General features: G+C 72.0%; 28 protein-coding genes. 16 read left to right on the top strand and 12 right to left on the bottom strand.

From position 1 onward, the window contains the following. Positions 1 to 15 precede the first annotated feature (15 nt). From OHS58_RS11810 to OHS58_RS11820, 3 genes are all read right to left on the bottom strand, one after another. Positions 16 to 1,839 (bottom strand): glycosyl transferase, encoded by a 1,824-nt coding sequence (locus OHS58_RS11810; RefSeq protein WP_328648247.1) that lies wholly within the window; start codon positions 1,837 to 1,839, stop codon positions 16 to 18. A 106-nt stretch (positions 1,840 to 1,945) separates the two neighbouring features. After that, complete coding sequence (locus OHS58_RS11815) at positions 1,946 to 2,731, bottom strand: IclR family transcriptional regulator (RefSeq protein WP_326953147.1); 786 nt, start codon at positions 2,729 to 2,731, stop codon at positions 1,946 to 1,948. 59 nt (positions 2,732 to 2,790) lie between these two features. Continuing rightward, complete coding sequence (locus tag OHS58_RS11820) at positions 2,791 to 3,387, bottom strand: TetR/AcrR family transcriptional regulator (RefSeq protein ID WP_328648248.1); 597 nt, start codon at positions 3,385 to 3,387, stop codon at positions 2,791 to 2,793. Positions 3,388 to 3,472: 85 nt separating this feature from the next. Between OHS58_RS11820 and OHS58_RS11825 the strand changes: the two genes are divergently transcribed. From OHS58_RS11825 to OHS58_RS11850, 6 genes are all read left to right on the top strand, one after another. Then, positions 3,473 to 4,390, top strand: a complete 918-nt coding sequence (locus tag OHS58_RS11825) for an oxygenase MpaB family protein (RefSeq protein ID WP_328648249.1) — start codon at positions 3,473 to 3,475, stop codon at positions 4,388 to 4,390. Between the two features lie 9 nt (positions 4,391 to 4,399). Continuing rightward, on the top strand, positions 4,400 to 5,425 hold the full coding sequence (locus tag OHS58_RS11830) for an LLM class F420-dependent oxidoreductase (protein WP_328648250.1): 1,026 nt from the start codon (positions 4,400 to 4,402) through the stop codon (positions 5,423 to 5,425). Positions 5,426 to 5,577: 152 nt separating this feature from the next. Then, the gene (locus OHS58_RS11835; protein ID WP_328648251.1) at positions 5,578 to 7,593 is read left to right on the top strand and encodes a neutral/alkaline ceramidase; all 2,016 of its coding nucleotides are present in this window, start codon (positions 5,578 to 5,580) and stop codon (positions 7,591 to 7,593) included. 22 nt (positions 7,594 to 7,615) lie between these two features. Then, complete coding sequence (locus tag OHS58_RS11840; protein WP_328648252.1) at positions 7,616 to 8,566, top strand: sphingomyelin phosphodiesterase; 951 nt, start codon at positions 7,616 to 7,618, stop codon at positions 8,564 to 8,566. A gap of 34 nt (positions 8,567 to 8,600) precedes the next feature. Beyond that, on the top strand, positions 8,601 to 9,932 hold the full coding sequence (locus tag OHS58_RS11845; protein WP_328648253.1) for an MFS transporter: 1,332 nt from the start codon (positions 8,601 to 8,603) through the stop codon (positions 9,930 to 9,932). Then, a complete protein-coding gene (locus tag OHS58_RS11850) occupies positions 9,919 to 11,334 on the top strand; it encodes a pyridoxal phosphate-dependent decarboxylase family protein (RefSeq protein WP_328648254.1) in 1,416 nt (471 codons plus the stop codon). Before OHS58_RS11845 ends, OHS58_RS11850 begins: the two co-directional genes overlap by 14 nt. Positions 11,335 to 11,396: 62 nt before the next feature. Here OHS58_RS11850 and OHS58_RS11855 read toward each other — a convergent pair whose 3' ends face one another. The 4 genes from OHS58_RS11855 to OHS58_RS11870 are packed head-to-tail and all read right to left on the bottom strand — an operon-like array spanning position 11,397 to position 14,561. Further along, positions 11,397 to 11,669 (bottom strand): DUF6295 family protein, encoded by a 273-nt coding sequence (locus OHS58_RS11855; RefSeq protein WP_326949793.1) that lies wholly within the window; start codon positions 11,667 to 11,669, stop codon positions 11,397 to 11,399. A gap of 11 nt (positions 11,670 to 11,680) precedes the next feature. Then, entirely contained in the window at positions 11,681 to 12,421 is a 741-nt protein-coding gene (locus OHS58_RS11860) for a dienelactone hydrolase family protein (RefSeq protein ID WP_247051994.1), read from the bottom strand. After that, positions 12,418 to 14,130, bottom strand: a complete 1,713-nt coding sequence (locus OHS58_RS11865; RefSeq protein WP_328648255.1) for an MFS transporter — start codon at positions 14,128 to 14,130, stop codon at positions 12,418 to 12,420. The genes OHS58_RS11860 and OHS58_RS11865 overlap by 4 nt, the downstream gene beginning before the upstream one ends. After that, the gene (locus OHS58_RS11870; protein ID WP_326949791.1) at positions 14,127 to 14,561 is read right to left on the bottom strand and encodes a MarR family winged helix-turn-helix transcriptional regulator; all 435 of its coding nucleotides are present in this window, start codon (positions 14,559 to 14,561) and stop codon (positions 14,127 to 14,129) included. Before OHS58_RS11870 ends, OHS58_RS11865 begins: the two co-directional genes overlap by 4 nt. Positions 14,562 to 14,708: 147 nt before the next feature. Here OHS58_RS11870 and OHS58_RS11875 point away from each other — a divergent pair, with 147 nt between their 5' ends. Beyond that, on the top strand, positions 14,709 to 15,005 hold the full coding sequence (locus OHS58_RS11875) for a hypothetical protein (RefSeq protein WP_247051992.1): 297 nt from the start codon (positions 14,709 to 14,711) through the stop codon (positions 15,003 to 15,005). A 90-nt stretch (positions 15,006 to 15,095) separates the two neighbouring features. Here OHS58_RS11875 and OHS58_RS11880 read toward each other — a convergent pair whose 3' ends face one another. Genes OHS58_RS11880 through mrf form a run of 4 tightly spaced genes read right to left on the bottom strand, consistent with a single transcriptional unit; the run spans position 15,096 to position 17,801 of the window. Next, the gene (locus OHS58_RS11880) at positions 15,096 to 16,154 is read right to left on the bottom strand and encodes a GTP-binding protein (protein ID WP_328648256.1); all 1,059 of its coding nucleotides are present in this window, start codon (positions 16,152 to 16,154) and stop codon (positions 15,096 to 15,098) included. Continuing rightward, on the bottom strand, positions 16,151 to 16,300 hold the full coding sequence (gene rpmF / locus OHS58_RS11885; protein ID WP_326949788.1) for a 50S ribosomal protein L32: 150 nt from the start codon (positions 16,298 to 16,300) through the stop codon (positions 16,151 to 16,153). The genes OHS58_RS11880 and rpmF overlap by 4 nt, the downstream gene beginning before the upstream one ends. Continuing rightward, entirely contained in the window at positions 16,300 to 16,554 is a 255-nt protein-coding gene (locus OHS58_RS11890; protein ID WP_247051989.1) for a type B 50S ribosomal protein L31, read from the bottom strand. The genes rpmF and OHS58_RS11890 overlap by 1 nt, the downstream gene beginning before the upstream one ends. After that, entirely contained in the window at positions 16,551 to 17,801 is a 1,251-nt protein-coding gene (gene mrf, locus OHS58_RS11895) for a ribosome hibernation factor-recruiting GTPase MRF (RefSeq protein ID WP_328648257.1), read from the bottom strand. The genes OHS58_RS11890 and mrf overlap by 4 nt, the downstream gene beginning before the upstream one ends. Positions 17,802 to 17,879: 78 nt before the next feature. Here mrf and rpmB point away from each other — a divergent pair, with 78 nt between their 5' ends. The 8 genes from rpmB (at position 17,880) to cobA (ending at position 23,553) form a co-directional block, all read left to right on the top strand. Beyond that, entirely contained in the window at positions 17,880 to 18,116 is a 237-nt protein-coding gene (gene rpmB / locus OHS58_RS11900) for a 50S ribosomal protein L28 (protein ID WP_326949786.1), read from the top strand. After that, positions 18,116 to 18,283, top strand: coding sequence for a 50S ribosomal protein L33 (rpmG, locus tag OHS58_RS11905; RefSeq protein ID WP_326949785.1), 168 nt, complete (start codon positions 18,116 to 18,118; stop codon positions 18,281 to 18,283). The genes rpmB and rpmG overlap by 1 nt, the downstream gene beginning before the upstream one ends. Continuing rightward, a complete protein-coding gene (rpsN, locus tag OHS58_RS11910; RefSeq protein WP_328648258.1) occupies positions 18,283 to 18,588 on the top strand; it encodes a 30S ribosomal protein S14 in 306 nt (101 codons plus the stop codon). Before rpmG ends, rpsN begins: the two co-directional genes overlap by 1 nt. Then, positions 18,585 to 18,839 carry a 30S ribosomal protein S18 gene (rpsR, locus tag OHS58_RS11915; protein ID WP_326949783.1) on the top strand — a complete coding sequence of 85 codons (255 nt, stop codon included), beginning with the start codon at positions 18,585 to 18,587 and terminating at the stop codon, positions 18,837 to 18,839. The genes rpsN and rpsR overlap by 4 nt, the downstream gene beginning before the upstream one ends. Positions 18,840 to 18,930: 91 nt before the next feature. After that, the gene (locus OHS58_RS11920) at positions 18,931 to 19,992 is read left to right on the top strand and encodes an ATP-binding protein (protein ID WP_328648259.1); all 1,062 of its coding nucleotides are present in this window, start codon (positions 18,931 to 18,933) and stop codon (positions 19,990 to 19,992) included. Beyond that, positions 19,989 to 21,875: a vWA domain-containing protein gene (locus OHS58_RS11925; RefSeq protein ID WP_328648260.1), complete on the top strand. Its 1,887-nt coding sequence runs from the start codon at positions 19,989 to 19,991 to the stop codon at positions 21,873 to 21,875. The genes OHS58_RS11920 and OHS58_RS11925 overlap by 4 nt, the downstream gene beginning before the upstream one ends. Positions 21,876 to 21,887: 12 nt before the next feature. Beyond that, entirely contained in the window at positions 21,888 to 22,280 is a 393-nt protein-coding gene (locus tag OHS58_RS11930; protein WP_328648261.1) for an ankyrin repeat domain-containing protein, read from the top strand. A gap of 52 nt (positions 22,281 to 22,332) precedes the next feature. Further along, positions 22,333 to 23,553, top strand: a complete 1,221-nt coding sequence (gene cobA, locus OHS58_RS11935) for a uroporphyrinogen-III C-methyltransferase (RefSeq protein ID WP_328648262.1) — start codon at positions 22,333 to 22,335, stop codon at positions 23,551 to 23,553. Positions 23,554 to 23,599: 46 nt separating this feature from the next. On the opposite strand, the gene OHS58_RS11940 is transcribed toward cobA, so the two are convergent. Then, on the bottom strand, positions 23,600 to 24,478 hold the full coding sequence (locus OHS58_RS11940; protein WP_326949778.1) for an alpha/beta fold hydrolase: 879 nt from the start codon (positions 24,476 to 24,478) through the stop codon (positions 23,600 to 23,602). Positions 24,479 to 24,626: 148 nt separating this feature from the next. On the opposite strand from OHS58_RS11940, the gene OHS58_RS11945 reads away from it, so the two are divergent. Continuing rightward, positions 24,627 to 25,469, top strand: a complete 843-nt coding sequence (locus OHS58_RS11945; protein ID WP_326949777.1) for a crotonase/enoyl-CoA hydratase family protein — start codon at positions 24,627 to 24,629, stop codon at positions 25,467 to 25,469. Positions 25,470 to 25,472: the final 3 nt, after the last annotated feature.

The raw sequence follows: 25,472 nt of genomic DNA on the forward strand, positions 1-25,472 counted from the left end.
ACCTTTCGAGGGGATTCAGGGAGAGGAGAACGGGACGAGCAGTCCCGAGGGTGCGAACAACGGGTAGGTGACGAGCACGCCGTCGCGGGTCCGGGCGACGGACGAGGGGCGGAACAGGTCGCGCTGGCCGGTGTAGAAGGCGGCCACGCCGTCCTCGCCGCCGGCGAACTGCACGCGGCGGCGGGGCTGTCCGGCGGATTCTTCGCCGGGGACTTCGGGGAACGCCGTGATCCGCACCGGCTGCAGGGCGGCCAGCGCGGCGATCGTGGCGATGAGCCGGGGATCGACGCGGCCCGCGCGCAGCTCGGCGGCGGCGTCCGGGCTGACGGCGAGCCGGGTGGACGCGGCCAGCGCGGCCCCGGCGTGGGCCCGGGCCGAGTCCTCCGACGACGCGCCGGGGTCGGCCGGAGGCAGGTCGAGGCGGGACACCGTGACTCGCTGGTCGCCGGAGCCGAACACGGCCACCGTCCCGGCGTCGGTCAGAGCGCTGTCGAGGGCGGGGTAGCGCTGCCGGAGCTCGGCGCCGTCCCCGGCGAAGACCGCCCACTCGGCGGTCGGGCAGACGGCCGCGCACGCGGCGGGCGCGGCCATCATCCCGGTGGGCCAGCCCGCGTTCGCGAGCTCGGCCCAGGCCGCGTCGTCGACGAGCAGCCGGGCGCCGGAAGCGTTGTCCCGCAACCATCCCTGGGCGTCGGTCAGTGGTCCGCTGCGGTCGGGGGCCGGCTTCAGCTCGGTGAACCCGTACGCCCAGCCGACGCCGACCACCAGGACGAAGGCGGTCGCGGCCACCACGAGCCCGGTCCGGCTGCCGCCCGACGCGTGGTGCGCGGCCCGGCGCTGCCGGGTGACGGCCTGGGCGATCCCGGCCACCAGCAGCGGGGTCACCGGCAGCAGCAACGCGAGCACCGCCGTGTCGGGCACGCCCGGGACGAGCAGCATCGCCACGAGCAGCAGGCCCGACACAGCGAACGGCCGCAGCGCGGCGACGGCCAGCGCGGCGACGAGCGCGAAGGCCGACAGCACCGCCCACGCCGGGTCCAGGGCGACCCAGTCGGCGACGGACGGGCGGCTCGCGGCGGCGAGGTGGGGCCGCAGCACGGCGGCGGCCGGGCCGAACGCGACACCCAGCCCGAGGTTGAGCAGCACGCCCACCAGCGCCGCCCGGACCGGCGACCGGCGGATGAGCAGCCAGCCGGCGGCGGGCAGCAGGAACAGGGCCAGCGGTGAGGTGAGCACGGCCGCGAGCAGGCACACCGCGGCCATGACGTCGTGGCGGACCTTGGCCTCGGGGGTGGTGATCAGCACCAGTGCGCCCAGCGCCCACACCGCCGCCAGGTGCTCGACGACGACCAGCCGCTGCAGGCCCAGGGCCAGCGGTGACACGGCGACCAGCAGCACCGCGGCCGTGGCCGCCCAGCGCGTCAGGCCGAGGCGGCGGGCCAGGAACCAGAGCAGGACCGTGCCGATGACGGCCGCCACGAGCATCGTCTCGCGGACCGCCGCCAGCGCCGTGGCCGAGCGGCCGAACGCGTCGGAGACCATCGTGTAGGCGGACAGCTGCAGCCAGCCGAACCGGCTGAGCCCGGCGCCGCCCGCGTCGGTGAACGGCGTGAGGTGGCCGAGCGCGTACGCGTGGGCGACGGTCGCCGCCTCGGACGGCAGGGCCGGTGCGGTGGCGGCCAGGTAGAGCACGCGGAGGCCGCCGGCCAGGGCCAGCAGCGCCAGCACGATGTCGAGGGACAGCAGGCGGTGCGCGGCCGAGGCACGCGTGCCGGGCTGCTCGGAAAGGGTCGCGGGGGAGCGGCCCGAGAACGTCGTCCCCCAGCTGTGCTGGGCCATTGGACGGATCGTAGTCGCCGCGGATGGCCCGTACAGCTCGGGGAGGTCACGTCATCCGGACGGCCTAGAGATCTTCGCGGAGATCAAAAAGCCTTGTCCTGCAAGATTATTTCCGACTGTCCGCTGTGGAGGCCGACAGCGTCCGGGTCAACGCCAGTGCGACCGTGCGGACGGCGGGAGCAACCCGTTCGGTCCGCATCCGGTTGGCCCAGCCCGAAATCGACACGGCCGCGACCGCGACGCCGCGCGCGTCGAGCAGCGGGCTGGCCGCGCACACCACGCCGACGCCCGATTCCTCACGTTCCAACGCGATCCCGTCTTCGCGGATCCGGGTGAGCTGACGGCGCAGCAGCCCGGGCGCGGTGATCGTCTTCGGGCTCATTCTGGGCAATCCGGCGTCGATGACCTTGTTCACGACGGATTCCGCGGAAAACGCGAGGATCGCCTTGCCGACGCCGGTGGCGTGCGCGGGGAACCGGCCGCCGATGCGCGAGGGCAGCGTCGGCGCGTCCGGCCCGCGCAGGACGTCGAGGTAGACGACTTCGGTGCCCTCCAGGATCGCGAGGTGGACGGTGTTGCGCGTCGCCTCCCGGAGATCGGCGAGGTACGGCCGGGCCGCTTCGACCAGTCCTCTCCGGGGCGAGGCCAGTTGGCCGATTTCGAACAGCCGCAGCCCGAGCCGCACGGCGCCGTCCTCGCGCGTCAGCAGGCCGGTGTCGGCGAGGTGGCCGACGAGGCGGTGGACGGTCGTCTTCGCCAGCCCGGTCCGCCGGGCCAGTTCGGACACGCCGAGTGACTCGTCGCCCGGCCGGAAAGCTTCGAGGAGCGCGGCGAGCCGGGCGGCGACGAGGCCGTCGCCGCTCGCGCCGTCGTTCCGCCCAGCGGTACGCATGGGTTGAGTGTGCCCGATCTTCGCGGGACTGTCAGCGGGCGGAGGTGAGGCCGGTGGCGTCAGCGGGCCAGGTCGTCGGCGCCGAGCACGAGTTTCACGCAGTGCGCGACGAGCCGCTCGCGCGAGACCTTCAGCGAGCCGTCGAGGTAGGCGATGAAAACGTTGCTGAGCGCGCCGACCAGCCCGACGGCGACCAGCTGCCGTTCGGTCTCGTCGCCGCGGGAGAGCTGCTCGCCGACGACGGCGGTGAACACCGGCAGCAGGTGCAGGCCGCGCCGGGTGAGCGCGGGGTCGGTCAGCGGGGCCAGCAGCAGGACCCGGCCCTTGCGGGGGTCGTCGACGATCAGCTCGACGAACGCGCGCACGGCGTTCTCGGCACGCGAGATAGCGCTCGGCGCGTCCCGCACCGCGTCGACCAGGGCCTGGCGCGCCTGCTCGCCGACGTGCTCGTAGACCGCCGCGACGAGCTCCTCGCGGTCGGCGAAGCTCTCGTAGAAGTAACGCTCGGTGAGCTTCGCGTGCCGGCAGACCGCGCGCACGCTGGTGGCGGCCGAGCCCTCGGTGCCCAGCAGCGCGAGGCCCGCGGCGACGAGCTGCTCGCGCCGGAGCGCCTTCCGGTCGTCCAGCGTCGTGCCCGCCCAGGTCCGGCCCGGCATATCCGCTCCTCAGTTGACTACGTGTGTTGTCAGATTCTAGCCTGACAACAGCCGTAGTCAGTTGAGACTCGACGAGGAGCTGCCGATGAACCCGCAACCGCTCGGGTCTGACTCGCTGACCTGGAAGTACTTCGGCGACTGGCGTGGCCTGCTGATCGCGTTGTGGGCCGGGTCGATGCAGAACATGCACCCGGGCCTCGGTGCCGGCGTCGAGCAGCACTCGCGGTTCTTCGAGGAGCGCTGGCAGCGACTCTTCCGCTCGCTCTACCCGATCGGCGGGGTCGTCTACGACGGCCCGCGCGCGCACCGGACCGCGCTGGAAGTCCGTGGTTACCACGACCGGATCAAGGGGATCGACGCGCTGGGCCGTCGTTATCACGCGCTCGACCCCGACACCTACTACTGGGCGCACTCGACGTTCTTCGTCAGCACGATCCTCATCGCCGACCACTTCATGGGCGGCATCGGCGAGGCCGAGAAGCGGCGGCTGTTCGACGAGCACGTCACGTGGTGGCGGATGTACGACATGACGATGCGGCCGGTGCCGGAGAGCTGGGAGGACTTCCAGCGCTACTGGAAGCACATGTGCGCCGACGTCCTGGAGGACAACAAGGCCACCCGGGACGTCCTCGACCTCGCCGGGATCGCGAAGCCGCCGTTCCTGCCCTGGCTGCCGGACGCGCTCTGGCGGCCGGTGAGCGTGCTGGTCGCGCGCAACTTCGTCTGGCTGACGACCGGGCTGTACGACCGCGAGATCCGCGACCGGCTCGGCCTGCGCTGGTCCGAGCGCGACGCGCGCCGCCACCGCCGGGTGGGGAAGCTGATCAACGCCGTGTTCAAGCTCGTGCCGCACGACCGGCGTTACCACCCGCGGGCCCGGGCCGGCTGGCGCCGCGTCCGCGGTGAGGTGGCTCCGGACGCCGCCGTGGTCGAGACTCCACCCAGGAACCTGCCGCCGCTGTCCGAGCGCGGCAAACCCGAGCACTACGCGCCGAACGTCTAGGAGGTCTTCGTGAAGCTGGGATTCCACGTCGGGTACTGGGGCAGCGGGCCCACCCCGGGTGCGCTGGAGGCGGTCCTCAAGGCCGAGGAGCTCGGTTTCGACTCGGTGTGGACGGCGGAGGCCTACGGCTCGGACGCGTTCACGCCGCTGGCCTGGTGGGGCTCGTCGACCAGCCGGATCCGGCTCGGCACGAACATCGTGCAGATGGCCGCGCGCACCCCGACGGCGACGGCGATGAGCGCGCTGACCCTGGACCACCTGTCGGGCGGCCGGTTCGTGCTCGGGCTCGGCGCGTCCGGCCCGCAGGTCGTCGAGGGCTGGTACGGCCAGCCGTACCCGAAGCCGCTGGCGCGCACCCGCGAGTACATCGACATCGTGCGGCAGGTGCTGGCCCGTGAGGCGCCCGTGACGCTCGACGGCCAGCACTTCCAGCTCCCCTTGAAGGGCGGCGCCGGGCTGGGCAAGGCGCTCAAGCCGACCGTGCACCCGCTGCGCGCCGACGTCCCGATCCACCTGGCCGCGGAGGGCCCGAAGAACGTCGCCCTCTCCGCCGAGATCTGCGACGGCTGGCTCCCGCTGTTCTTTTCGCCCAAGAGCAACGACTTCTACAAGGCCGCACTCGAAGAGGGCTTCGCGCGCCCGGGCGCCCGGCACACGCTGGAGACGTTCGAGGTGCCCGCGTCGGTCCCGGTGATCGTCCACGACGACGTCGAGGAAGCGGCGAGCTGGATCAAGCCGTCGCTCGCGCTCTACATCGGCGGCATGGGCGCGAAGAGCGTGAACTTCCACCACGACGTCTTCGCGCGGCTGGGCTACGAGGACGTCGCGGACAAGGTCCAGGAGCTGTACCTCGCGGGCCGCAAGGAGGAGGCCGTCGCGGCGATCCCGACGTCCCTGGTGGAGGACACCTCCCTGGTCGGGCCGGCGGCGAAAATCCGCGAAGAGCTGAAGGCGTGGGAAGACACGGTGGTCACGCAGCTGCTGCTGCGCGGCGACGCGGCGACCCTGGAGAAGATCGCCGACGCCCTGGGCTGAAAGCCGTGAAGGCCTCCTTCCCGGCTCTTACGGCCGGGAAGGAGGCCTTCACGGCTTTCCGTGGCGGCACTTCTGCCGGGTTGCCGAGGTGGCGGGGGTCACGTACGGTCCCGAACTAACGCGAATCACGTTCACGTTAGTCGGGAGATCGTATGCGGGTGAGTCGTCGTCACGTCCTGGCCGGAGCCGCCGCGCTGCCCTTCGCCGCTCTGCCCTTCGCCACCGCGGTCGCCAGACCGGCCGCGGCCGCCGAGGCCGCGCTCCGGGTCGGCGTCGGGCTCGGCGACGTCACCGGGCCCGCCGCCGAGAACGGCATGATGGGCTACTCGTTGCCACAGCAGCAGACGGCCGGTATCCACCTGCGGACCCGGGCCCGCGCGTACGTCGTGGACGACGGGACCAACCGGATCGTCTTCGTCACCGCCGAGCTGGGCGCGCTGTTCCAGTCCGTCCACCAGGGCGTCCTGCGTGAGCTGGCGCGGAAGTACGGGAACACCTACACCGAGCGGAACGTGCTGCTCAACGCCACCCACACGCACTCGGCGTGCGGCGGCGACTCGCACTACGCGGCCTACGACCTGTCGATCCTCGGCTTCCAGCAGCAGACCTACGACGCCGTGGTCGCCGGGATCGTCGAGGCCATCGGCCACGCGCACGACACCCTCGCGCCCGGCGAACTGACGCTCGGCCGCACCGAGCTGACCGAGGCGAGTGCCAACCGATCGAGGGTCGCCTTCGAGCTGAACCCGGACAAGGGCCACTTCCCGCTCTCGATCGACCCGGCCGTCACCGTGCTGCGGTTCCGGCAGGGCGGCAAGGACGTCGGCGCGATCACCTGGTTCGCCACGCACGGCACGTCGATGAGCAACGGCAACCACCTGATCAGCAGCGACAACAAGGGCTACGCCGCCTACACGTGGGAGCACGACCACGCCGGCGTCCGCTACCTCGACGGCCCGCCGGGGTTCGTCGCCGCGTTCGCCCAGACCAACTCCGGCGACATGACGCCGAACCTCAACCTCCAGCCGGGCACGCCCGAGACGGAGTTCCAGAACACCCAGCGCATCGGCGAACTCCAGTTCCAGGCGGCGAAACGCGCGTTCGACGCCGCGAGCGAGTCCGTCACCGGCGGCGTCGACCACCGGATGACCTACGTGGACATGTCCGCCGTCGACGTCGACCCGAGGTTCACCCCGGACGGCCGTCCGCACCGGACGTGCACCGCGGCCATCGGCGTCTCGATGCTGGCGGGCAGCACCGAAGACGGCCCCGGCCTGCCGCTGCCCGAGGGCGTCAAGAACCCGTTCATCGACTGGCTCGGCGGCACCGACGCGCCGATCCCGCAGGCCCTCGCCGACGCGCAGGCGCCGAAGGTCGTCGCCGTGCCGTTCGGCGCGATGAAGCCCTACCCGTGGGCGCCCGAGGTGCTGCCGCTGCAGATCGTCCGGATCGGCCAGCTGCACCTGGTCGCCGGGCCCGCCGAGTACACGATCGTGGCCGGCCTGCGGATCCGGCAGACGGTCGCCGCCGAACTCGGCGTCCCGCTGGAGAACGTCCTGATGCAGGGCTACTCCAACGCCTACAGCCAGTACGTCACGACGCCGGAGGAGTACGACTCGCAGCAGTACGAGGGCGCGTCGACGCTCTTCGGCCGCTACACGCTGCCCGCGTACCAGCAGGAGTTCGGGAAGCTCGCCGCGGCGATGAAGGCAGGCTCGTCAGTCCCGCACGGGCCGGTCCCGCGTGACCTGCGCGGCAAGCTCGTCAACTTCCAGCCCGGCGTCGTCTTCGACAGCGCGCCGCTGCTGAAGAGCTTCGGTGACGTCGTCACCGACGCCAAGAGCAGCTACCGGCGGGGCGACCAGGTCTCGGTCGCCTTCGTGACCGGCCACCCGAAGAACGACCTGCGTCGCGACGGCACGTTCCTGGAGATCCAGCGGTACGTCGACGGCCGCTGGGTCCGCTACGCCGACGACGGCGACTGGGCGACGAAGTTCCGCTGGACCCGCACGTTCGTGTCCGAGTCGCGCGCCGAGGTCACCTGGGACATCCCGGCGAACACGCCGGTCGGCAAGTTCCGCGTCGTCCACTTCGGAGCCTGGAAGCACGGCCTGACCGGCGCCATCGCCCAGCTCAGCGGGACCTCCCGCGCCTTCGTCGTCTCCTGAACCTCCTGAAAGGACCGCTGTCGTGCGGAGAACCGCCATTCTCGCCGCTGTCGTCTGCGCTGCTCTCGCTCTGCTCACCGCGCCCGCTCAGGCCGCGCCCGCGAGCGTGTCCGTCCTGAGCTTCAACCTGTGGCAGCTGCCGTGGATCGCCAACCCGAACACGTCGGACAAGGAAGCCAGGGCCCAGGCCGCCGAACGCGTCATCCGGGCGAAGGCCGCCGACGTCGTCGTGCTCGAAGAAGCCTTCAGCTCCCAGGCCGAGGGGCTGCGCGACCGGCTCATCGACGCCTACCCGTTCCAGACGCCGCTGGTCGGGCAGTCCTGCTCGACGTCGCCGGGCTGGACGTCCGTGAGCGGTAACTGCTCGAACTCGCCGATCGTCGTCAACGGCGGCGTCACGGTGCTGAGCAAGTACCCGATCACCGAGAAGCACCAGCTCGTCTACCGCAACTCCTACTCCGGCACCGCGGACTACCTGTCCAACAAGGGCGCGGCGCTGGTCCGGATCTTCGCCCACGGCAAGGCGCTCTGGCTGGCCGGCACACACCTGCAGGCCGACGAAGCCCCCGACACCCTGCCGAAGGCGCACCAGATCCGCATGGCGCAGCTCGGCGAGCTGCGCGACCTCGCCGCCGCGCACGTCCCGGCGGCGGACCCGGTCGCGATCGCCGGCGACCTCAACATCGAGTACTGGGCCGGGCAGGGCCGCCGTGACGCACTGGGCCGCTCCCAGTCCGAGCAGGGCGAGGCCGTGCTCGGCGGGACACTGCGCACCGCGGGAGCGGGGGAGTACAGCTTCGACGCCGTCACCAACCCGGACGCGGCGAAGTCCGTCCCGGCCACCTACCGCGATTCGCTGGACTACGTCGGCTCGCTGCGACGCGCCGAGGTCGGGCCGGTACAGCTGGTGCATTACGACGGTGGCACGATTCCCTCCGACCACTACCCGGTGCTGGCCGAGATCCACTACTGATCGCCTCATCGGAATCCGCTTTTCGAGGAGGACCATGACGACGCTGTCCGGCCGGACGCGGTTCAGGTATTCGCTCGGCTCGTTCGTCACCGGGTCCTTCGGCACGGTCCCCGGCCTGATCCTGGTCAAGTACCTCACCGACACGATGGCCGTGCCCGCCGCCGCGGCGGGTGTCATCGTGTTCGTCCCGAAGGCCTGGGACGTGCTGTTCAACCCGATCGCCGGGCGGATGTCCGACGCGAACCTGCTGAAGACCGGCAGCCGGCGCCGGTTCCTGCTGATCGGCGGCATCGGCGTCTCGATCCTCTTCGCGCTGATGTTCGCCCACCCGGGCTTCGGGTCGCCGTTGCCGGACGCGCTGTACGTGGCGATCCTGTTCACCGCCTGCGCGACCGCGTACGCGGTGTTCCAGGTGCCGTTCAACGCGCTGCCGGCCGAGCTGACCGAGTCCGCCGACGAGCGGACGAAGCTCACCAGCGTGCGCATCGGCGTGCTGGCCGTGACGATCCTGATCTGCGGCGGCGGCGCCCCGGCGATCACCTCCGGCATCGGCGGGGTCGCCGGCTACCGCGTGATGGCCATCGTGATCGGGCTGATCGTGCTGGCCGCGACGCTGCTGGTCTACTTCGGGCTCAAGGGCGCGCCGGTCGGGTCGCTGCGGCCGAACACGGTGAGCTTCAAGGACCTCTCGCGGACCATCGCGCGGTGGCGGCCGTTCCGCTGGCTGCTGGGCACGTACTTCATCCAGGCGCTCGGCATCGGCACGGTGCTGGCGGCCATCCCGTTCTTCGCCCAGCGCATCCTCGGCAGCGAGGGCTACGGCACGGTGATCTTCGTGATTTTCGTCGGCCCGGCGCTGCTGACGATGCCGCTGTGGCCGCGTCTCGGCGCCCGTGTCGGCAAGCTCAACGGCTTCCGCATCGCCACGGCGGCGTTCGCGATCGGCCTGCTGGGCCTGATCCTCGCCCAGTCGCTGCCGCTGGTGGTCATCCTCGTGTTCGTCGCGCTCTGCGGCGTCGGCTACGCGGGGATCTCGGTGTTCCCGCTGGCCATCCTCCCGGACCTGATCACGGCCGAGGAGGAGCGCACCGGCGAGACCCGCGCGGGGATCGCGGCCGGCGTGTGGACCGCGGGGGAGACGCTCGGCCTCGCGCTGGGCGCCGGGCTGTGGAGCGCGATCCTGGCGTTCGGCGGGTACGTCTCGAGCACCGACGCGACGACCGACCAGCCGCACAGCGCGATCGTCGCGATCCTGCTCGGCTCGTCGATCATCCCCGGCGTGCTGATCGCGCTGGCCCTGCCGCTGCTGCGGCGTTCGGTGCTGGAGCCCCGGGAACCGCTGGAGCCGCGTCATGAACCCGCCTGAGGACGTCCTCGCGGCGCTGCGGGAACTGCGCGCCGGTGACCTGCCGACGCACGGCGGCCGCACGCTGGCCTACGTCTACGACAGCGGACTGTCCGAAGTGGACTCCCTGGGGGCCGCCGCGCACGCGCTGGCGTCGTCGGCCAACGGCCTCGACCCGACGGCGTTCCCCAGCCTGCTGCGCATGGAGAACGACCTCGTCGCGGCGGCGTCCCGGCTGCTCGGCGACGTCCCGGGCGTCGTCGGCTCGGTGACGTCGGGCGGCACGGAGTCGTGCCTGCTCTCGGTGCTCGCCGCGCGTGACGCGCACCCGGAGATCGCCGCGCCGTCGATCGTGCTGCCGACCACCGCGCACGCGGCGTTCCACAAGGCCGCGCACCTGTTCGGGCTGCGCCGGATCGACGTCCCGGTCGACCCCGTGACGTTCCGCGCGGACCCGGCCGCGATGGCTGCCGCGATCGACGACTCGACGGTGCTGGTGGTGGCGAGCGCGCCGTCGTACGCCCACGGCGTCCTCGACCCGATCGCCGAGATCGCGGCCGCGGCGGCTGCCCGGGGCGTCCGGATGCACGTCGACGCCTGCATCGGCGGCTGGGTCCTGCCGTACTTCGCCCGCCTCGGCGCCGACGTCGCGCCGTTCGACTTCCGCGTCCCGGGCGTCACGAGCATCTCGGTGGACCTGCACAAGTACGCGTATTGCCCGAAGGGGACGTCGGTGCTGCTGCACGCGTCGGCGGAGCTGCGGCGGACGCACTACTTCGCGAGCGCGGGCTGGCCGGGTTACACGATGCTGAACACGACGATCCAGAGCACCCGCTCGGGCGGCCCCCTGGCCGCGGCGTGGGCGGTGGTCCGCCACCTGGGCGACGACGGCTACCTTCAGCTGGCCGCTTCGACGCGCGAAGCGGTGTCGCGGATCCGGGCCGGGGTTGCCGAGATCGCGGGCCTGCGGATCCTCGGTGACCCGGTGTCGACGCTGATCGCGTTCACCGGCGACGACGGTTTCGACCTGTTCACGGTGGCCGACGAGATGAAGACGCGCGGCTGGTACGTCCAGCCGCAGTTCGCTCATGAGGCGTCCCCGGCGAACCTGCACCTCACGGTCACGGCGGCCAACAACGGCAGCGAGAAGGAATTCCTCACGGACCTGGCCGCGTCGGTGGACGCGGCCCGCGCGTCAGGCCCGGTGCTGATCGACCCGGCGGTGGCGGAGTTCGTCGCCGCCCTGGACCCAGCGACCCTGACGTCGGAACAGTTCGCGGGCCTCCTGGCCGCCGCAGGCCTAGGCGGCGCCTCCGGCCTCCCGGAGCGGATGGCGCCGATCAACGCGCTCCTCGCCACGGCGCCCGCACCCCTGCGCGAACGCCTCCTCCTGGAGTTCCTGGGCGCCCTCTACACGCCTTGAAAGCCGTGAAGGCCTCCTTACCGGCTCTTATAGCCGGTAAGGAGGCCTTCACGGCTTTGGGGCTACTGGTTGCGGGAGGCCAGGCCCGCGGGGGCGGACTTGACCGCGGCGACGATCGCGTCCGCCAGGGCCAGGGCGTCTTCTTCCGTCAGCTCCAGGGCGACGCGGGCCGACGCGCCCAGGTCCGGGTTGCGGAAGTCGATGTTGACCGTGTGCGCGTACGGCGCGTGGACCGGGTGGTCGACGTAGACCGTGCCCTCGTTCAGGCGGAACCAGCCGCGGGCGCCCTTGCCGCTGCCTTCGAGGGCGAACTTCTCGGTGAGGTAGGTGCACATGGCGGGTCCTCTCAGGCGCTGAGCGTGCGGGCGTAGAAGTCGAGGATGCGTTCCCAGCCGTCCTTCGCGGCTTCCGGCCGGTAGCTCGGCCGGTCGACGGCGAAGAACGCGTGGCCGGCGTCCGCGTACGTGTGGAACTCGTGCTCCTTGCCGAGCTTCTCCAGCTCCGCCGCCAGCACGGCGACCTCGTCCGGGCTCGGGAACTTGTCGTCGGCGCCGAAGATGCCCAGCAGCGGGCAGGACAGCTCCGAAGCCTTGCCCAGCAACGGCTTCATGAACTTCATGGCCTCCGGCGGGTCGTTGACGACGAACGCGCCGTAGCAGTCCACCGCCGCGTCGACGTCGATCGAGCAGCCGACGAGGAACGCCTGCCGCCCGCCCGAGCAGTGCCCGATGACCCCGACGCGGCCGTTCGCGTTCTCCAGGGCCTTCAGGTAGTCGGCCGCACCCGAGACGTCGCCTACCAGGCGGTCGTCCGGGACGCCGCCGGCCGCGCGGACGGTGGCGGCCGCGTCGTCCGGGTCCGCGCCCGGTGCCTCGCGGGTGTAGAGGTTGGGGCAGATCGCGTTGTAGCCCTCGGCGGCGAAGCGGCGCACCATCTCCTTCGTCGACGCGTCGTAGCCGGGCATGTGGTGGATCACCACGACCCCGCCGCGCGTCGCGGCGTCGGTGGGCCTGGCCGCGTAGGCCTCGATCTCGTCGCCGCCGTTCCCGGTGATGGTGACGGTTCCGGCGATGAGTTCGTCGGTCATCGGTTCTCCTTCGGTGCTTCGAGGGTCTGGGGTTCGGGGGTCTGGTGGAAATAACGGGCGCCGCGCGAGGCCGACGCCACCGCGGCGACGACGGCCATCACCGCGGCGGCGGTGAACACGATCACGAGGCCGTGGTGGAACGGCCCGGAGATCAGCTGCGGGAAGAAGTCCCCGCCGGTCAGCGTCGCCCGGTCGGCCGGCGCCAGTCCGGCGAGGACGTCCGGGCCGAGCAGGTGCCCCACCGGGTTGCTGCCGAGGAACGCCGCGAAGAGCGTGCTCACCGGCGGCAGCTGGGCGACGCCGTCGGCGACGTTCGCCGCGACGCCGTGGGCCTGCAGGCCGCTGGTGAGCGTCTGCGGCAGCGACCCGGCGAGCCCGGCGATCATCAGCGAGAAGAACACGCCGATCGAGAGCGACGTCCCGGAGTTCTGGAACGTCGCCCGCATGCCGGAGGCGACGCCGCGTTGCTCGGTCGGGACGCTGCTCATGATCGCCGAGGTGTTCGGCGCGGAGAACATGCCCTGGCCGATGCCGCTGACCACGAGCAGCGCGGCGAACGCCGGGTACGGGAAGTTCACCGGCAGCGCCAGCAGGCCCAGGAACGTCGCCGCGACCAGCAGCAGCCCGCCGGTGGAGAAGAGCCGGGCGCCGAACCGGTCGGACAGGTACCCGGACACCGGGCCGGCGAGGAGGAACCCGACCGTCAGCGGCAGCATGTAGATGCCCGCCCACAACGGCGTCCGCTCGTAGTCGTAGCCGTGCAGCGGCAACCAGATGCCCTGCAGCCAGATGATGAGCATGAACTGCATGCCACCCCGCGCCACCGACGTCAGCAACGCGGCGATGTTGCCCGCGGCGAACGCGCGGATCCGGAACAGCCCGAGGTGGAACATCGGCGCGGCGACGCGGGTCTCGATGAGGCCGAACGCCACGAGCAGCAGCACCCCGGTGCCGATGCCGCCCAGCACCAGCGGGTTGCCCCAGCCGGTCGCGGCGCCGCCGTAGGGCTGGATGCCGTAGGTGATCGCGGCGAGCAGGATCGCGGTGCCGGCGGCGAAGGTGATGTTGCCGCCCCAGTCGACCTTCGCGCGCTTCGGCGTGCCGACCTCGCGGAGGCTGCGGATCGACCAGATCGTGCCGAGCAGCCCGAACGGCACGCTCACCCAGAACACCGCGCGCCAGTCGATCTCGGCGAGCAGCCCGCCGACGACCAGGCCGAGGAACTGCCCGGCCAGCGCGGTGATCTGGTTGACGCCCAGCGCCATGCCGCGTTGTTCGGTGGGGAAGGCGTCGGTGAGGATGGCCGCGGAGTTGGCCGTCAGCATCGACCCGCCGACGGCCTGCACCACCCGCCAGCCGATCAGCCACAACGCGCCGCCGCCGGCGTGGAACGGGTCGAACGACAACGCCACCGAGGCGACGCTGAAGACGACGAAGCCGAGGTTGTACATCTTGACCCGGCCGAACATGTCGCCGAGCCGGCCGAGCGTCACCACCAGCACGGCCTGCACCAGCAGGTAGCCGAGGATCATCCAGAGCAGGTAGCCGATGTTGCCCGGGGCGAGGGGATCGAGGCCGATGCCGCGGAAGATCGCGGGCAGCGAGATGATCACGATCGAGCCGTCGAGCGCGGACATCAGCACGCCGAGCGTGGTGTTCGACAGCGCGACCCACTTGTAGCGGTCCGCCTGGGTTCCGGTGCCGGTCACAGCGCGTCCGCCAGCCGCTCGACCAGCGGGATCGCGGCGATCAGCTTGCGCTGCTCGGCCGCGGTGAACCGCTCGGCCAGCGCGGTGGCCATCCGCTCGGTGGTCACCGACCGCCGGTCGGTGAGCAGCCGGACGCCGGCGTCGGTCACCGACATGAGGACCTTGCGGCCGTCGCTGTCGTCCTTGCGGCGCTCGACGAGGCCGCGTTCGACCAGCCCGGCGAGCGTGACGCCCATGGCCTGCGGCTTGACCCGTTCGAGGTCGGCGAGGCACCCGGGCGTGGCCGGGCCTTCCCGGTCGAGCCGCGAGAGCACCGAGCGTTCGGGCAGGGTCAGTTCGCCGACGACGTAGCCCTGACGCAGCCGCCGGACCAGCCGGCCCAGGGCGACGCGCAGGTCGGTGCTCGCCTGGAGCAGCTCCTCGTCCGTCACGTTCGTCAACCTAGACTGATAAACCTGGGTTGATCAACTCGGACCTATCGGGTGAGCCGGGAGCTTTCGCCCGGTCATCGCGGTCACCCGGTGTTAGCGTCCGAAGTGGACATATGCAGCCGAACGCATTCCCCGGAGGAACCGCCGATGACGATCCCGCACGTCGAGCACGCAGGCCACGACCACGTCCACGCCGAAGGCTGCGGGCACGCCGCGGTCCCGCACGGCGACCACGTCGACTACGCGCACGAGGGGCACCTGCACCGCGCGCACGACGGGCACTTCGACGAGTGCGAGATCGCCGGCCACGTGCCGCACACCGGCCACGACCACACCCACGGCGAAGGCTGCGGCCACGTGGCGGTCCCGCACGGCGAGCACGTCGACTACCTCCACGACGGCCACCGCCACGCCCCGCACGAAGACCACTACGACGACCACTGACGCCCCGGCCGCCGCCTCGCCCGCCTCGTCGTGAGTGTTTAGGAGGGTTAGAACCCTACTTACCACTCACGACAAGCCGCGGCAGAAGGCTCAGTGGACGTGGACGGGTTCCCACTCCGGGAACGGGTCCGGGCCGCTCGCCACGTCACCCAGGCACTCCCGCAGCGCGCCCAGCAGCGCGTCGCCCGCCAGGTCGACGCCGATGAACACCAGCTCCTGCTTCGGCTCCGGCGCGACGCCCTGGGGCTCGAACCGCGCCACCGTTCCGGCCTGGGACCACAGGCCGGTCACCCCGGGCCGGGAAGCCAGCGTGAAGAACCCCTTGGAGCGCAACACCGTCCCGAACTCGCCCGAGTCGAGCCGACGGGCGACGAAGTCCCACAGGCGCGGCGGGTCGAAGGCCCGGGACGCGCGGAACACCACGCTCGAGATGCCGTACTCCTCGGTCTCCGGCACGTGGTCGCCGTTCAGCTCGGCGACCCAGCCCGGTGCCTCCTGCGCGCGCAGGACGTCGTAGCGGCCGGTGCCGAAGACCCGGCCGAGGGGCACCTTCCCGAAGCTGCTCGTCACGACGTCGGCCGCCGGGTTGAGCCGGCGGAGCACCGCCACCAGCAGTGCGGCCTCGTCCGGCGACACGAGGTCGGTCTTGTTCAGCAGCAGCACATCCGCGAACTCGACCTGGTCCATCAGCAGGTCACTGACGGTCCGCTCGTCGCCGGCGTACTGGTCCAGCCGGCGCTCCACGAGGGAGTCGCCGGCGGCCAGCTCGCGGGCGAAGTTGGCCGCGTCGACGACCGTCACCATGGTGTCGAGGCGGGCCACCTCGTCCAGGAACGTGAACGTCGCGGCCACCGGCATCGGCTCGGAGATCCCGCTCGACTCGATGAGCACGTGGTCGAACCGGTCGTCCGCGCACAGCGCCGCCACCTCGTCGAGGAGGTCTTCCCGCAGGGTGCAGCAGATGCACCCGTTGGTCAGCTCGACGAGGCGCTCCTGGGAGCGGACGAGCGCGGCGTCGATGTTGACCTCGCTCATGTCGTTGACGATCACCGCCACCCGCAGGCCGTCGCGGTTGGCGAGGATGTGGTTGAGCAGTGTCGTCTTGCCCGCGCCGAGGAAGCCCGACAGCACGGTGACCGGGACGCTCACGCGTGGAAGTGGCGGATCAGCCGGCGGGGGACGAGCTTCGTCTCGCCGTCGACCTTGATCGGGACCAGGTCCACCGCGGCGGCCTTCCACTGGGACCGCCGGGCGCGCGTGTTGCTGCGTGACTTCTTCCGCTTGGGGACGGCCATCAGCGCGTACCCCGCTTCCCGTAGCGGCGGTGGAACTTCTCGACCTGGCCGGCGCTGTCCATGATCCGCTGGGTGCCGGTCCAGAACGGGTGCGACCACGCGCTGATGTCGACCGTCACCAGGGGATAGGTCTGCCCGTCGGACCACTCGATCGTCTTGTCCGACGTGGCGGTGGAGCGGGTCAGGAACGCGTCGCCGGTGGACGAGTCCTTGAAGACCACGGGGTGGTAATCGGGGTGGATGCCTGGTTTCACTGGTCTTCCTTTCGGTTCGCCGCGGTCGCGTCGTGCCGCGCCGGGTCGGGTTCGGTGTCTTCGCAGGGTTCTTCGTGCCAGTCCCCGAACGGATCGGGGTAGCGCTCCCAGGCCTCGGGGCCGGCTGTCAGTTCCTCGTCAGTCAGTAGAGCGCCGCGCAGGGCCGCGTCGATCTCGTCGGGCGTTGTCTGGTCCGTCACCACGACGAGCTCCTGCGCGCGGTCGCCGTGCGCCGGGTGCCAGCGCAGCGACGCCAGGGTGCGGCGCTCGGGGGAGACGTCCGTCCACTCCGGACCGTCCGGCGAGGCGAGCCACGGCCCAGCGTGCCCGATGCCCAGCCCGCCGCCGGCCGACTCGATCCAGAACGCGACGTCCGGCTGGCTCGCCACCCAGGCCCGGCCGCGGGTGCGGACGACGCCGTCGAGCAGGACGTCGAGCGCGTCGTGCAGCCGCTGCGGGTGGAACGGCCGCTCGGCGGTGAAGGTGACCAGGCCGATGCCGCAGTCGGCGTGCAGCGGCGGCTGGCCGCGCAGCAGGGCGCCGTGCATGTCGGTGACCTCGCCGCGCCGCGCGTCGGCCGGGACGGCGTCGAGCACGCTGTGCCCGTCCACGCGGCTCAGCTCGACCCGCGGGGTCGACGGCGCGACGCGGTCGAGGACGGCGGACGCCTTGGCCGCGCCCCACGCGTCGGTCGCCGCGCCGGCCAGCACGAGGACGTCGGCGAACTCGACCTGGGACAGCGCCACCTGCGCGACGGTCCGGTCGTCCTCCGGGCTGGCCTGCAGGTTTCGCTCGGCCAGGGCGTCGTCGCCGGTCGCGTCGGCGAGCCAGGTCGCGCAGCCGACGACCGTGAGCACCGCGCGCAGGTCGACGTCGTCGTGCACCGGGTGGTCGCCGACCAGGACGTTGCGGATCGCCCAGCTGACCGGCTCGGGCTCCATCGCCTCGTCGAGCCGGACGACGATCCGGCGCACCTGCGGCATCCGGGCCAGCCGCCGCAGCAGCGGGAGCAGGTCCTCGCGCAGGGTGCAGGACACGCAGCCGTGCGCCAGTTCGAGGACGGTCAGCTGGTCGCGCTGCTCCAGGCGCAGGCGGCGGCGGACGACGCCGGAGTGGATGTCGCGCAGGTCGTGGTGGACGACGGCGGTGCCGGGCTCGGCGACGCGCAGCAGCTCGGCGAGTTCGGCGTTCGGTCCCGGGGCGAGACCGCTGACGAGGACGAGCGGGACGCGGGGTGGGTGGGTCACATGGGCTCCAGGAATACGGGCGGGGTACGGTGCGTAGAGTAGATGAAAACGACAACCACTATCAACTCGGGAGGGTCCGTGTCCGCCGTGTGCCAGGTCACCGGCCGCAAGCCGGGGTACGGCAAGCAGGTCTCGCACTCGCACCGCCGTACGTCCCGGCGGTGGGAGCCGAACCTGCAGAACCGCCGCTACTTCGTGCCCGGCGAGCGCCGCTGGGTGCGGCTGCGCGTCTCCGTCAAGGGGATGAAGACGATCGACAAGCGCGGGATCGAGGCCGTCGTGGCCGAATTGAAGGCGAAGGGGATGAAGTTCTGATGGCGAAGAGCACCGACATCCGGCCGGTCGTCAAGCTGCGGTCGACCGCGGGGACCGGCTTCACGTACGTCACGAAGAAGAACCGCCGCAACAACCCGGACCGGATGGTCCTGCGCAAGTACGACCCGGTCGCGCGCAAGCACGTCGAGTTCAAGGAAGAGCGCTGATGGCGAAGAAGTCGAAGATCGCGAAGAACGAGCAGCGGAAGGTGATCGCGGCCCGGTACGTCGAACGCCGTCGCGCGCTCAAGGCCGTCATCGCGTCGCCGTCGTCGTCCGCCGACGACAGGGGAGCGGCGGTCGTCGCGTTGCAGAAGCTGCCGCGCGACGCGAGCCCGACGCGGATCCGCAACCGGGACGTGGCCGACGGCCGCCCGCGCGGGTACCTGCGCAAGTTCGGGCTGTCCCGGGTGAAGATGCGCCAGGCCGCCCACCACGGCGAGCTGCCCGGCGTCACGAAGTCGAGCTGGTGAGCCGGATGCCGAAGCCGACCCGGGACCGCCCGGGCAAGCGCAAGGTGAACCTGCTGCACGCGCACCGGATCACCCACGTGGACTGGAAGGACGTCGACCTGCTGCGGAAGTTCGTCTCCGACCGCGGCAAGATCCGCGCCCGCCGGGTGACGGGGTTGACGCCGCAGCAACAGAAACAGGTCGCCACGGCGATCAAGAACGCGCGGGAGATGGCTCTGCTGCCTTACCCCGCTTCGGGACGCGCCAGCTGAAAACCAGGTGCGCTCGGCTGGGCGGCGCGCGATCATGAGCCTGCGAAAGGGGGCGTCACACGGGATGTCCTGACATCAGGAGGTCCGCGTAGTGCACGCCCAGCTCACGGTCACGCCCGCCCAGCTGCCCGAAGTCCTGCTCGCCGCCGCCGTCGTGCGGCCGGTGTTCCTGTGGGGCGCGCCCGGTATCGGGAAGTCGTCCCTGGTGCGGGAATTCGCGGCGTCGCTCGGTCTCGACTGCGTCTCGCTGCTCGGTACCCAGCTCGCGCCGGAGGACCTGATCGGCGTCCCGCAGATCGTCGACGGCCGCAGCCGGTTCTGCCCGCCGGAGCAGATCGCCCGCGACGAGCCGTACTGCCTGTTCCTCGACGAGCTGAACGCCGCCGCGCCCGACGTCCAGAAGGCGTTCTACTCGCTCATCCTCGACCGCCGGATCGGCTCGTACGAGCTGCCGGCGGGCTCGGTCGTGATCGGCGCCGGCAACCGCGCCACCGACCAGGCCCTCGCGCGCCCGATGGCGTCCGCGCTGGTCAACCGGCTCGTCCACGTGCACCTGCGCGCCTCGCCCGCCGACTGGCTGACCTGGGCGACGGGCCACGACATCCACCCGTCGGTCGTCGACTACCTGACCCAGCGCCCGGACCACCTGTGGAGCCCGCCGCCGAAGACCGAAGAGCCGTTTTCGACGCCGCGGTCCTGGCACATGCTCTCGGACCTGCTGCACTCCTACGGCGACGCCGCCGGAGACGAGACGATCGCGCTGCTGGCCTACGCGACGCTCACCCCGCAGCACGCCGGCTCGTTCCGCGCGTACCTCAAGGTCGCCCGGCACGCCTTCGACCTCGAAGCGATCCTCAAGGGCGACGCCCGCTGGCCCGCCGAGCCCGGCGATCGTGACCTGCTGTACTTCCTGGCCGAGACGTTCCGCGCCCGGCTGGTCAAGGACCTGCCCGCGGACAAGCGGCACGCGTCGGGCGCGGTGCGCCAGTTCGCGTTCCGCGCGAAGAGCCTGCTCGTCGAACTGGCCGAGATCTCCCTGGAGATGGCCCAGCTGGTCATCGCCGACGACGAGGCGGGCCACCCGCGGCTGCCGTCGTGGTTCCTGGTCGAGGCCGCCCGCGACCTGCCGCGGCTCGTGGACGCGCGCGCGTGAGCACCGCGCAGGCCGAGGCCAAGCGCCGTGAACGCCGGACCAAGGCGATCGACGCGGGCTGGGCACTGGCCCGCGAGCACACCGTGCTCGACCACCTGACGCGCGGCGCGAGCCTCGGCACGCAGAGCCTGACCGGCGTCGGCAGCTGGGCCGTCGTCAGCGAGCGCGGGGTGATCACGGCCAACCGCGCCCGCGACGCCGAGCCCGCGGAGTGGGCGTGGGTCTTCGCCCACCTGCTGCTGCACCTCGGCCTCGGCCACCTCGACGAGGAGACGCTGACCGACGCCGAGGCCGTGACGCCCGGCCGCGAGATCGACGCGTCCTACGGCGCCGCCTGCTGCGTGGCCGTCCACCGGTTCGCCGAGGCGGTCCACGTCGGCGAACCCACCGTGCTGCTCCCGGAACTCCCGGGCGGCGACGAACTCTCGTTGACCCACGCGTGGCGTGAAACCGGCGTCCCCGGCGCGTTCACGGGGCTCGGCACCGGCGGCGCGCGGCCGTGCCTGCGGCTCGGCCCGCCTCAGAGCCGCTGGCACGTCCAGTACAACGGCAAGCCGGAGCCGTGGACCGAGCGGTTCGCGCGCGGCCTGATCGCCTCGGCCACCGAGGCGATGGAACGCGCCGCGGACGCGCGTGGCCAGACCCGCCACCGGCGGGCGCTGGGGGAGTGGGACCGCGCGCTCGCGTGGTTCACCTCGTCGTTCCCGCTGCTCGGCGCGATGGCCGCGGGTTTCACCCTGATCGCCGACGCCGAGGTCGTCCGGGCCTGGGACATCGCCGTGGCCGCGGTCGACGCCGAGCACGGCGAGATCTACGTCAACCCGCACGCGCCGCTGACCGCCGAGGAATGGCGGTTCGTGCTGGCGCACGAGATGCTGCACGCCGCGCTGCGCCACGACCGCCGCGCGCTCGGCCGCGACCCGTACCTGTGGAACGTCGCCTGCGACTACGTGATCAACGGCTGGCTCGTCGCGATGGGCGTCGGCGTGCTGCCCGAGGACGCCCTGCACGACCCGCAGCTGACGGGCCTGTCCGCCGAGTCGGTCTACGACACGCTCACCACGGACCTCCGGCGCGCCCGCAAGCTGCAGACCCTGGGCAGCCGGGAAGCCGGTGACGTCCTGGGCGACTGGCTCACACAGCCCGAAGCGACACAGCGCCGGTCGTCCCGGCGCGCCGAGCCGCGGCCGATGCCGTGGACGGACCGCGTGCAGGGCGTCGACCTCGACGAGTTCTACCGCCGCGCGCTCACCCAGGGCCTGACCTACCACCACAACCAGGGCCGCGGGTTGCTGCCGGCCGGGCTGGAGCAGGAGATCCGGGCCCTGGAGCACCCGCCGCTGCCGTGGGACGCGCAGCTCGCCCGCTGGTTCGACGAGCACGTCCGCGTCGAGCTGCCGGTGCGCAGCTACGCGCGGGCGTCGCGCCGGCAGTCGTCGACGCCCGACATCCCGCGGCCCGGCAAGGTGCGGCCCGAGCAGCTCGACCGGCGCGTCACCTTCGGCGTCGTCCTCGACACGTCCGGCTCGATGGACGTCGAGCTGCTCGGCAAGGCGCTGGGCGCGATCGCGTCGTACGCCGCCGCGCGCGACGTCCCGGCGGCGCGGGTGGTGTTCTGCGACGCCGTCGCCTACGACGCCGGCTACCTCGCCGTCGAGGACATCGCGGGGCGGGTCAAGGTGCGCGGGCGCGGCGGCACGATCCTGCAGCCCGGCGTCGACCTGCTGCAGCGCGCGCCGGACTTCCCGCCGGACGGCCCGATCCTGATCATCACCGACGCGCTGTGCGACCACGTCCGGCCGCGGCGCGAGCATGCGTACCTGGTGCCCCGGGGCGCCCGGCTGCCGTTCGTCGCGCGCGGGCCGGTGTTCCGGGTTTCGTGAGAGCCTCACCGCATGAGTGACGACGAGATCACCCCGGAGATGCTGGCGCTGTGGGCCAGGATCTTCGGGTTCGCACGCGAGGGCCGGACCGCGGAACTGGCCGCGTACGTCGACCGGGGAATCCCGGCGAACCTCACCAACGACAGCGGCGACTCGCTGGTCATGCTGGCCGCCTACCACGGCCACGCCGCGACGGTCGCCGCGCTGATCGAGCGCGGCGCCGACCCGAACCGCGAGAACGACCGCGGCCAGAGCCCGCTGGCGGGCGCCGTCTTCAAGAACGAGCCGGCCGTCGTGCGCGCCCTGCTCGACGGCGGCGCCGACCCGCGCGCCGGGCAGCCGTCCGCGATCGACACGGCCAAGATGTTCGGCAACACCGATCTGCTCACACTGCTCGAACGGTGACTCTTCGCACGCCCGGCTGGTGCTGACCCACACCGTCAATAAACTCCCGCGAATGGACGACCCGCACTACCTCTCCGGCCTCCAGCTGACGGGCCGCCGCGTCGTGATGTTCGGCGGCGGTTCCGTGGCCCAGCGCCGGCTGCCCCGGCTCATCCGCGCGGGCGCGCGCGTGGAACTGGTGTCCCCGCACACGACGCCGTCGGTGCAGGGCATGGTGGACGCGGGTGAGCTGGTCTGGCACGAACGCCGCTACGCCGAAGGCGACCTGAAAGACGCCTGGTACGCGCTGGCCTGCACGGACGACGCCGAGGTCAACGCGGCGATCTGCGCCGAGGCCGAGCGCGAGCGCGTGTTCTGCGTCCGCGCGGACGAGGGCGAGTCCGGCAGCGCCGTGACCCCGGCGTCCGGGCGCCACGGCGGGCTGCTGGTCGGCGTCCTCTCCGGCGGTGAGCCCCTGCGCTCGGCCGCGGTCCGCGACTCGATCCTGGACGGCCTGCACGCGGGCACGGTCGAAGACGGCCGCCGCCCGCACCCGGACGGCACCCTGCCCGGCGTCGCGCTGGTCGGCGGCGGCCCGGGCGACCCGGAGCTGATCACGGTCCGCGGCCGCCGGCTGCTCGCGCGCGCCGACGTCGTGGTCGTCGACCGGCTGGCGCCCCGCGAGCTGCTCGACGAACTCGCGCCCGAGGTGGAGATCGTCGACGCGGCGAAGATCCCGTACGGCCGCGCGGCCAGCCAGGACGTCATCAACAGCACGCTCATCGACCGCGCGAAGGAGGGCAAGTTCGTCGTCCGCCTCAAGGGCGGCGACCCGTACCTGTTCGGCCGCGGCTTCGAGGAGGTGCTGGCCTGCGCCGAAGCCGGTGTCCCGGTGACGATGGTCCCGGGCATCACCAGCGCGTTCGCGGTCCCGGCGGTCGCCGACGTCCCGGTGACCCACCGCGGCGTCGCCCACGAGGTGGTGGTCGTCTCGGGCCACGTCGCCCCGGGCGACGACCGCTCGCTGGTCGACTGGGACCTGCTGGCCCGCATGCGCGGCACGATCGTCCTGATGATGGGCGTCGAGCGGCTCCCGCAGTTCGCCAAGGCCCTGCTCGACGGCGGCCGCCCGGCCGACACCCCGGTCGCGATCGTCGAAGACGGCACGATGCGCACCCAGCGCGCCCTGCGGTCCACATTGGACACGGTGGTCACCGACGCGGCGGCGTCGGGAGTCCGCCCGCCCGCGGTGATCGTGATCGGCCCGGTGGCGGGTCTGCCGCGGCCCTCGTGAGTGGTAATGCGGGTTCTAACCCTCATTACCACTCACGACCCGAGCCTCAGTCCTCGTAGCAGCTCGCGGCGAAGTCGCGGATCGCGTCCGACAGGCGGGTCGGGTCGAACCTCAGCTCGACCGGGCTGCGGGCCTGGACGAACTCCGCGTCCGGCATGTCGACGGCCAGGGTGTCGGCGTCACCGAACGGGTGGATCGGGTCGCCCTGGTGGCCGATCACCAGGGCGCGGGTCGTGATCTTGCGGCGCACCGACTTCGGCGGCGCGATCCGGCCGAACAGGACCCCGTGCAGCAGGGCCGCCATCGGGGCCGGGCGCTGCGAGAGCGTGTCGGTGATGACGTCGACCCACTGGTTGCCGTGCGGGACCAGCGAGGCCCCGAAGGCCACCGCCTGCACCGTCACCGGCAGGAACCGGGCCGCCATCAGCAGCGGCGCGAACGTGAACAGGCCCGCGACGATCGCGTTGTCCAGCACCGGCATCTCGACGATCAGCCCACGCGCCCGCTCGGGGGCCGACACCGCGACCTCGAGCGAGACGTTCGCGCCCAGCGACGTCCCGCCGATCACGGCGGCGGAGACCTCGAGGTGGTCCAGCAGCGCCAGGGTCTGCTCGGCGAACGACGGCATCGAGTACAGCCACGACTCGGTCGGCCGGTCCGAGTCGCCGTGGCCGAGCAGGTCCAGCGTGACCACCCGGAACCCGGCGCGGGCCAGCCGCCGCGCGAGGGGCGCGTGCATCCGGCGGGTGAGCATGATGCCGTGGGTCAGCACGACGACCTTGTCGCCGCTGCCGAACTCGGTGTACCAGAGCCGGTGCCCCTCGTGGTCGAACGAGCCGGTGAGCTCGATCGGGCGGGACGAACGCCGTGCGGGCGGGGCCGGGGGCTCCGGCTCGATCAGGGTCGCGCTGCTGGCCGGGCTCATGTCCCACCGTCCTCCCCGTGTCGTGGTCACCTTCCTCCAGGAAAGCATCCCCTGACCACGTTGGCACAGTGGCGGACCGCACGGGATCACAGTTCAATTGACACCGTGCCAATGGCGGGTGGTCGCGGGGATGGGTCAAGATGACCTCATGACCGCTACTGCTGACAGTCTGCCCGACCTCGTCTCCCTCAAGGTCGACATCGAAGGCCACGTCGCCGAAGTGACGCTCCTCGGCCCTTCGAAGGGCAACGCGATGGGCCCGGACTTCTGGCGCGAGCTGCCGCTGGTGATGGGCGCCCTCGACGCGGACCCGCAGGTCAGGGCCGTGGTGCTGACCGGCAGCGGCGCGCACTTCTCCTACGGCCTCGACCTGCCCGCGATGATGGGCGGCTGGGCGCCGCTGCTGGCGGGCGACGCGCTGGCCGGCCCGCGCAGCGAGTTCCACACCGAGGTCCGGCGGCTGCAGGCCGCCGTCAGCTCCATCGCCGAATGCCGCAAACCGGTCATCGCGGCCGTCTCCGGCTGGTGCATCGGCGGCGGCGTCGACGTAGTCACGGCGGCCGACATCCGGCTGGCCAGCGCGGACGCGAAGTTCAGCGTCCGCGAGGTGCGGGTCGCGATCGTCGCCGACATCGGCAGCCTCCAGCGGCTCGCCCCGATCATCGGCGAGGGCCACGTCCGCGAGCTGGCGCTGACCGGCAAGGACATCGACGCCGCCCGCGCCGAGAAGATCGGCCTCGTCAACGACGTCTACCCGGACCAGGACGCGCTGCTGAAGGCCGCGCGGGAACTGGCCGGTGAGATAGCTGCGAACCCGCCGCTCGTGGTGCAGGGTACGAAGCAGGTACTGGCGGCGAACACCGAGCGCCAGGTCGCCGACGGCCTCCGGTACGTCGCGGCGTGGAACTCGGCGTTCCTGCCCAGCAAGGACCTCGGCGAGGCGGTGCAGGCCTTCATGGAGCGTCGCAAGCCGGAGTTCACGGGCGAGTAGCAA

This window comes from Amycolatopsis sp. NBC_00348 (genome assembly GCF_036114655.1).
Classification (GTDB): domain Bacteria; phylum Actinomycetota; class Actinomycetes; order Mycobacteriales; family Pseudonocardiaceae; genus Amycolatopsis.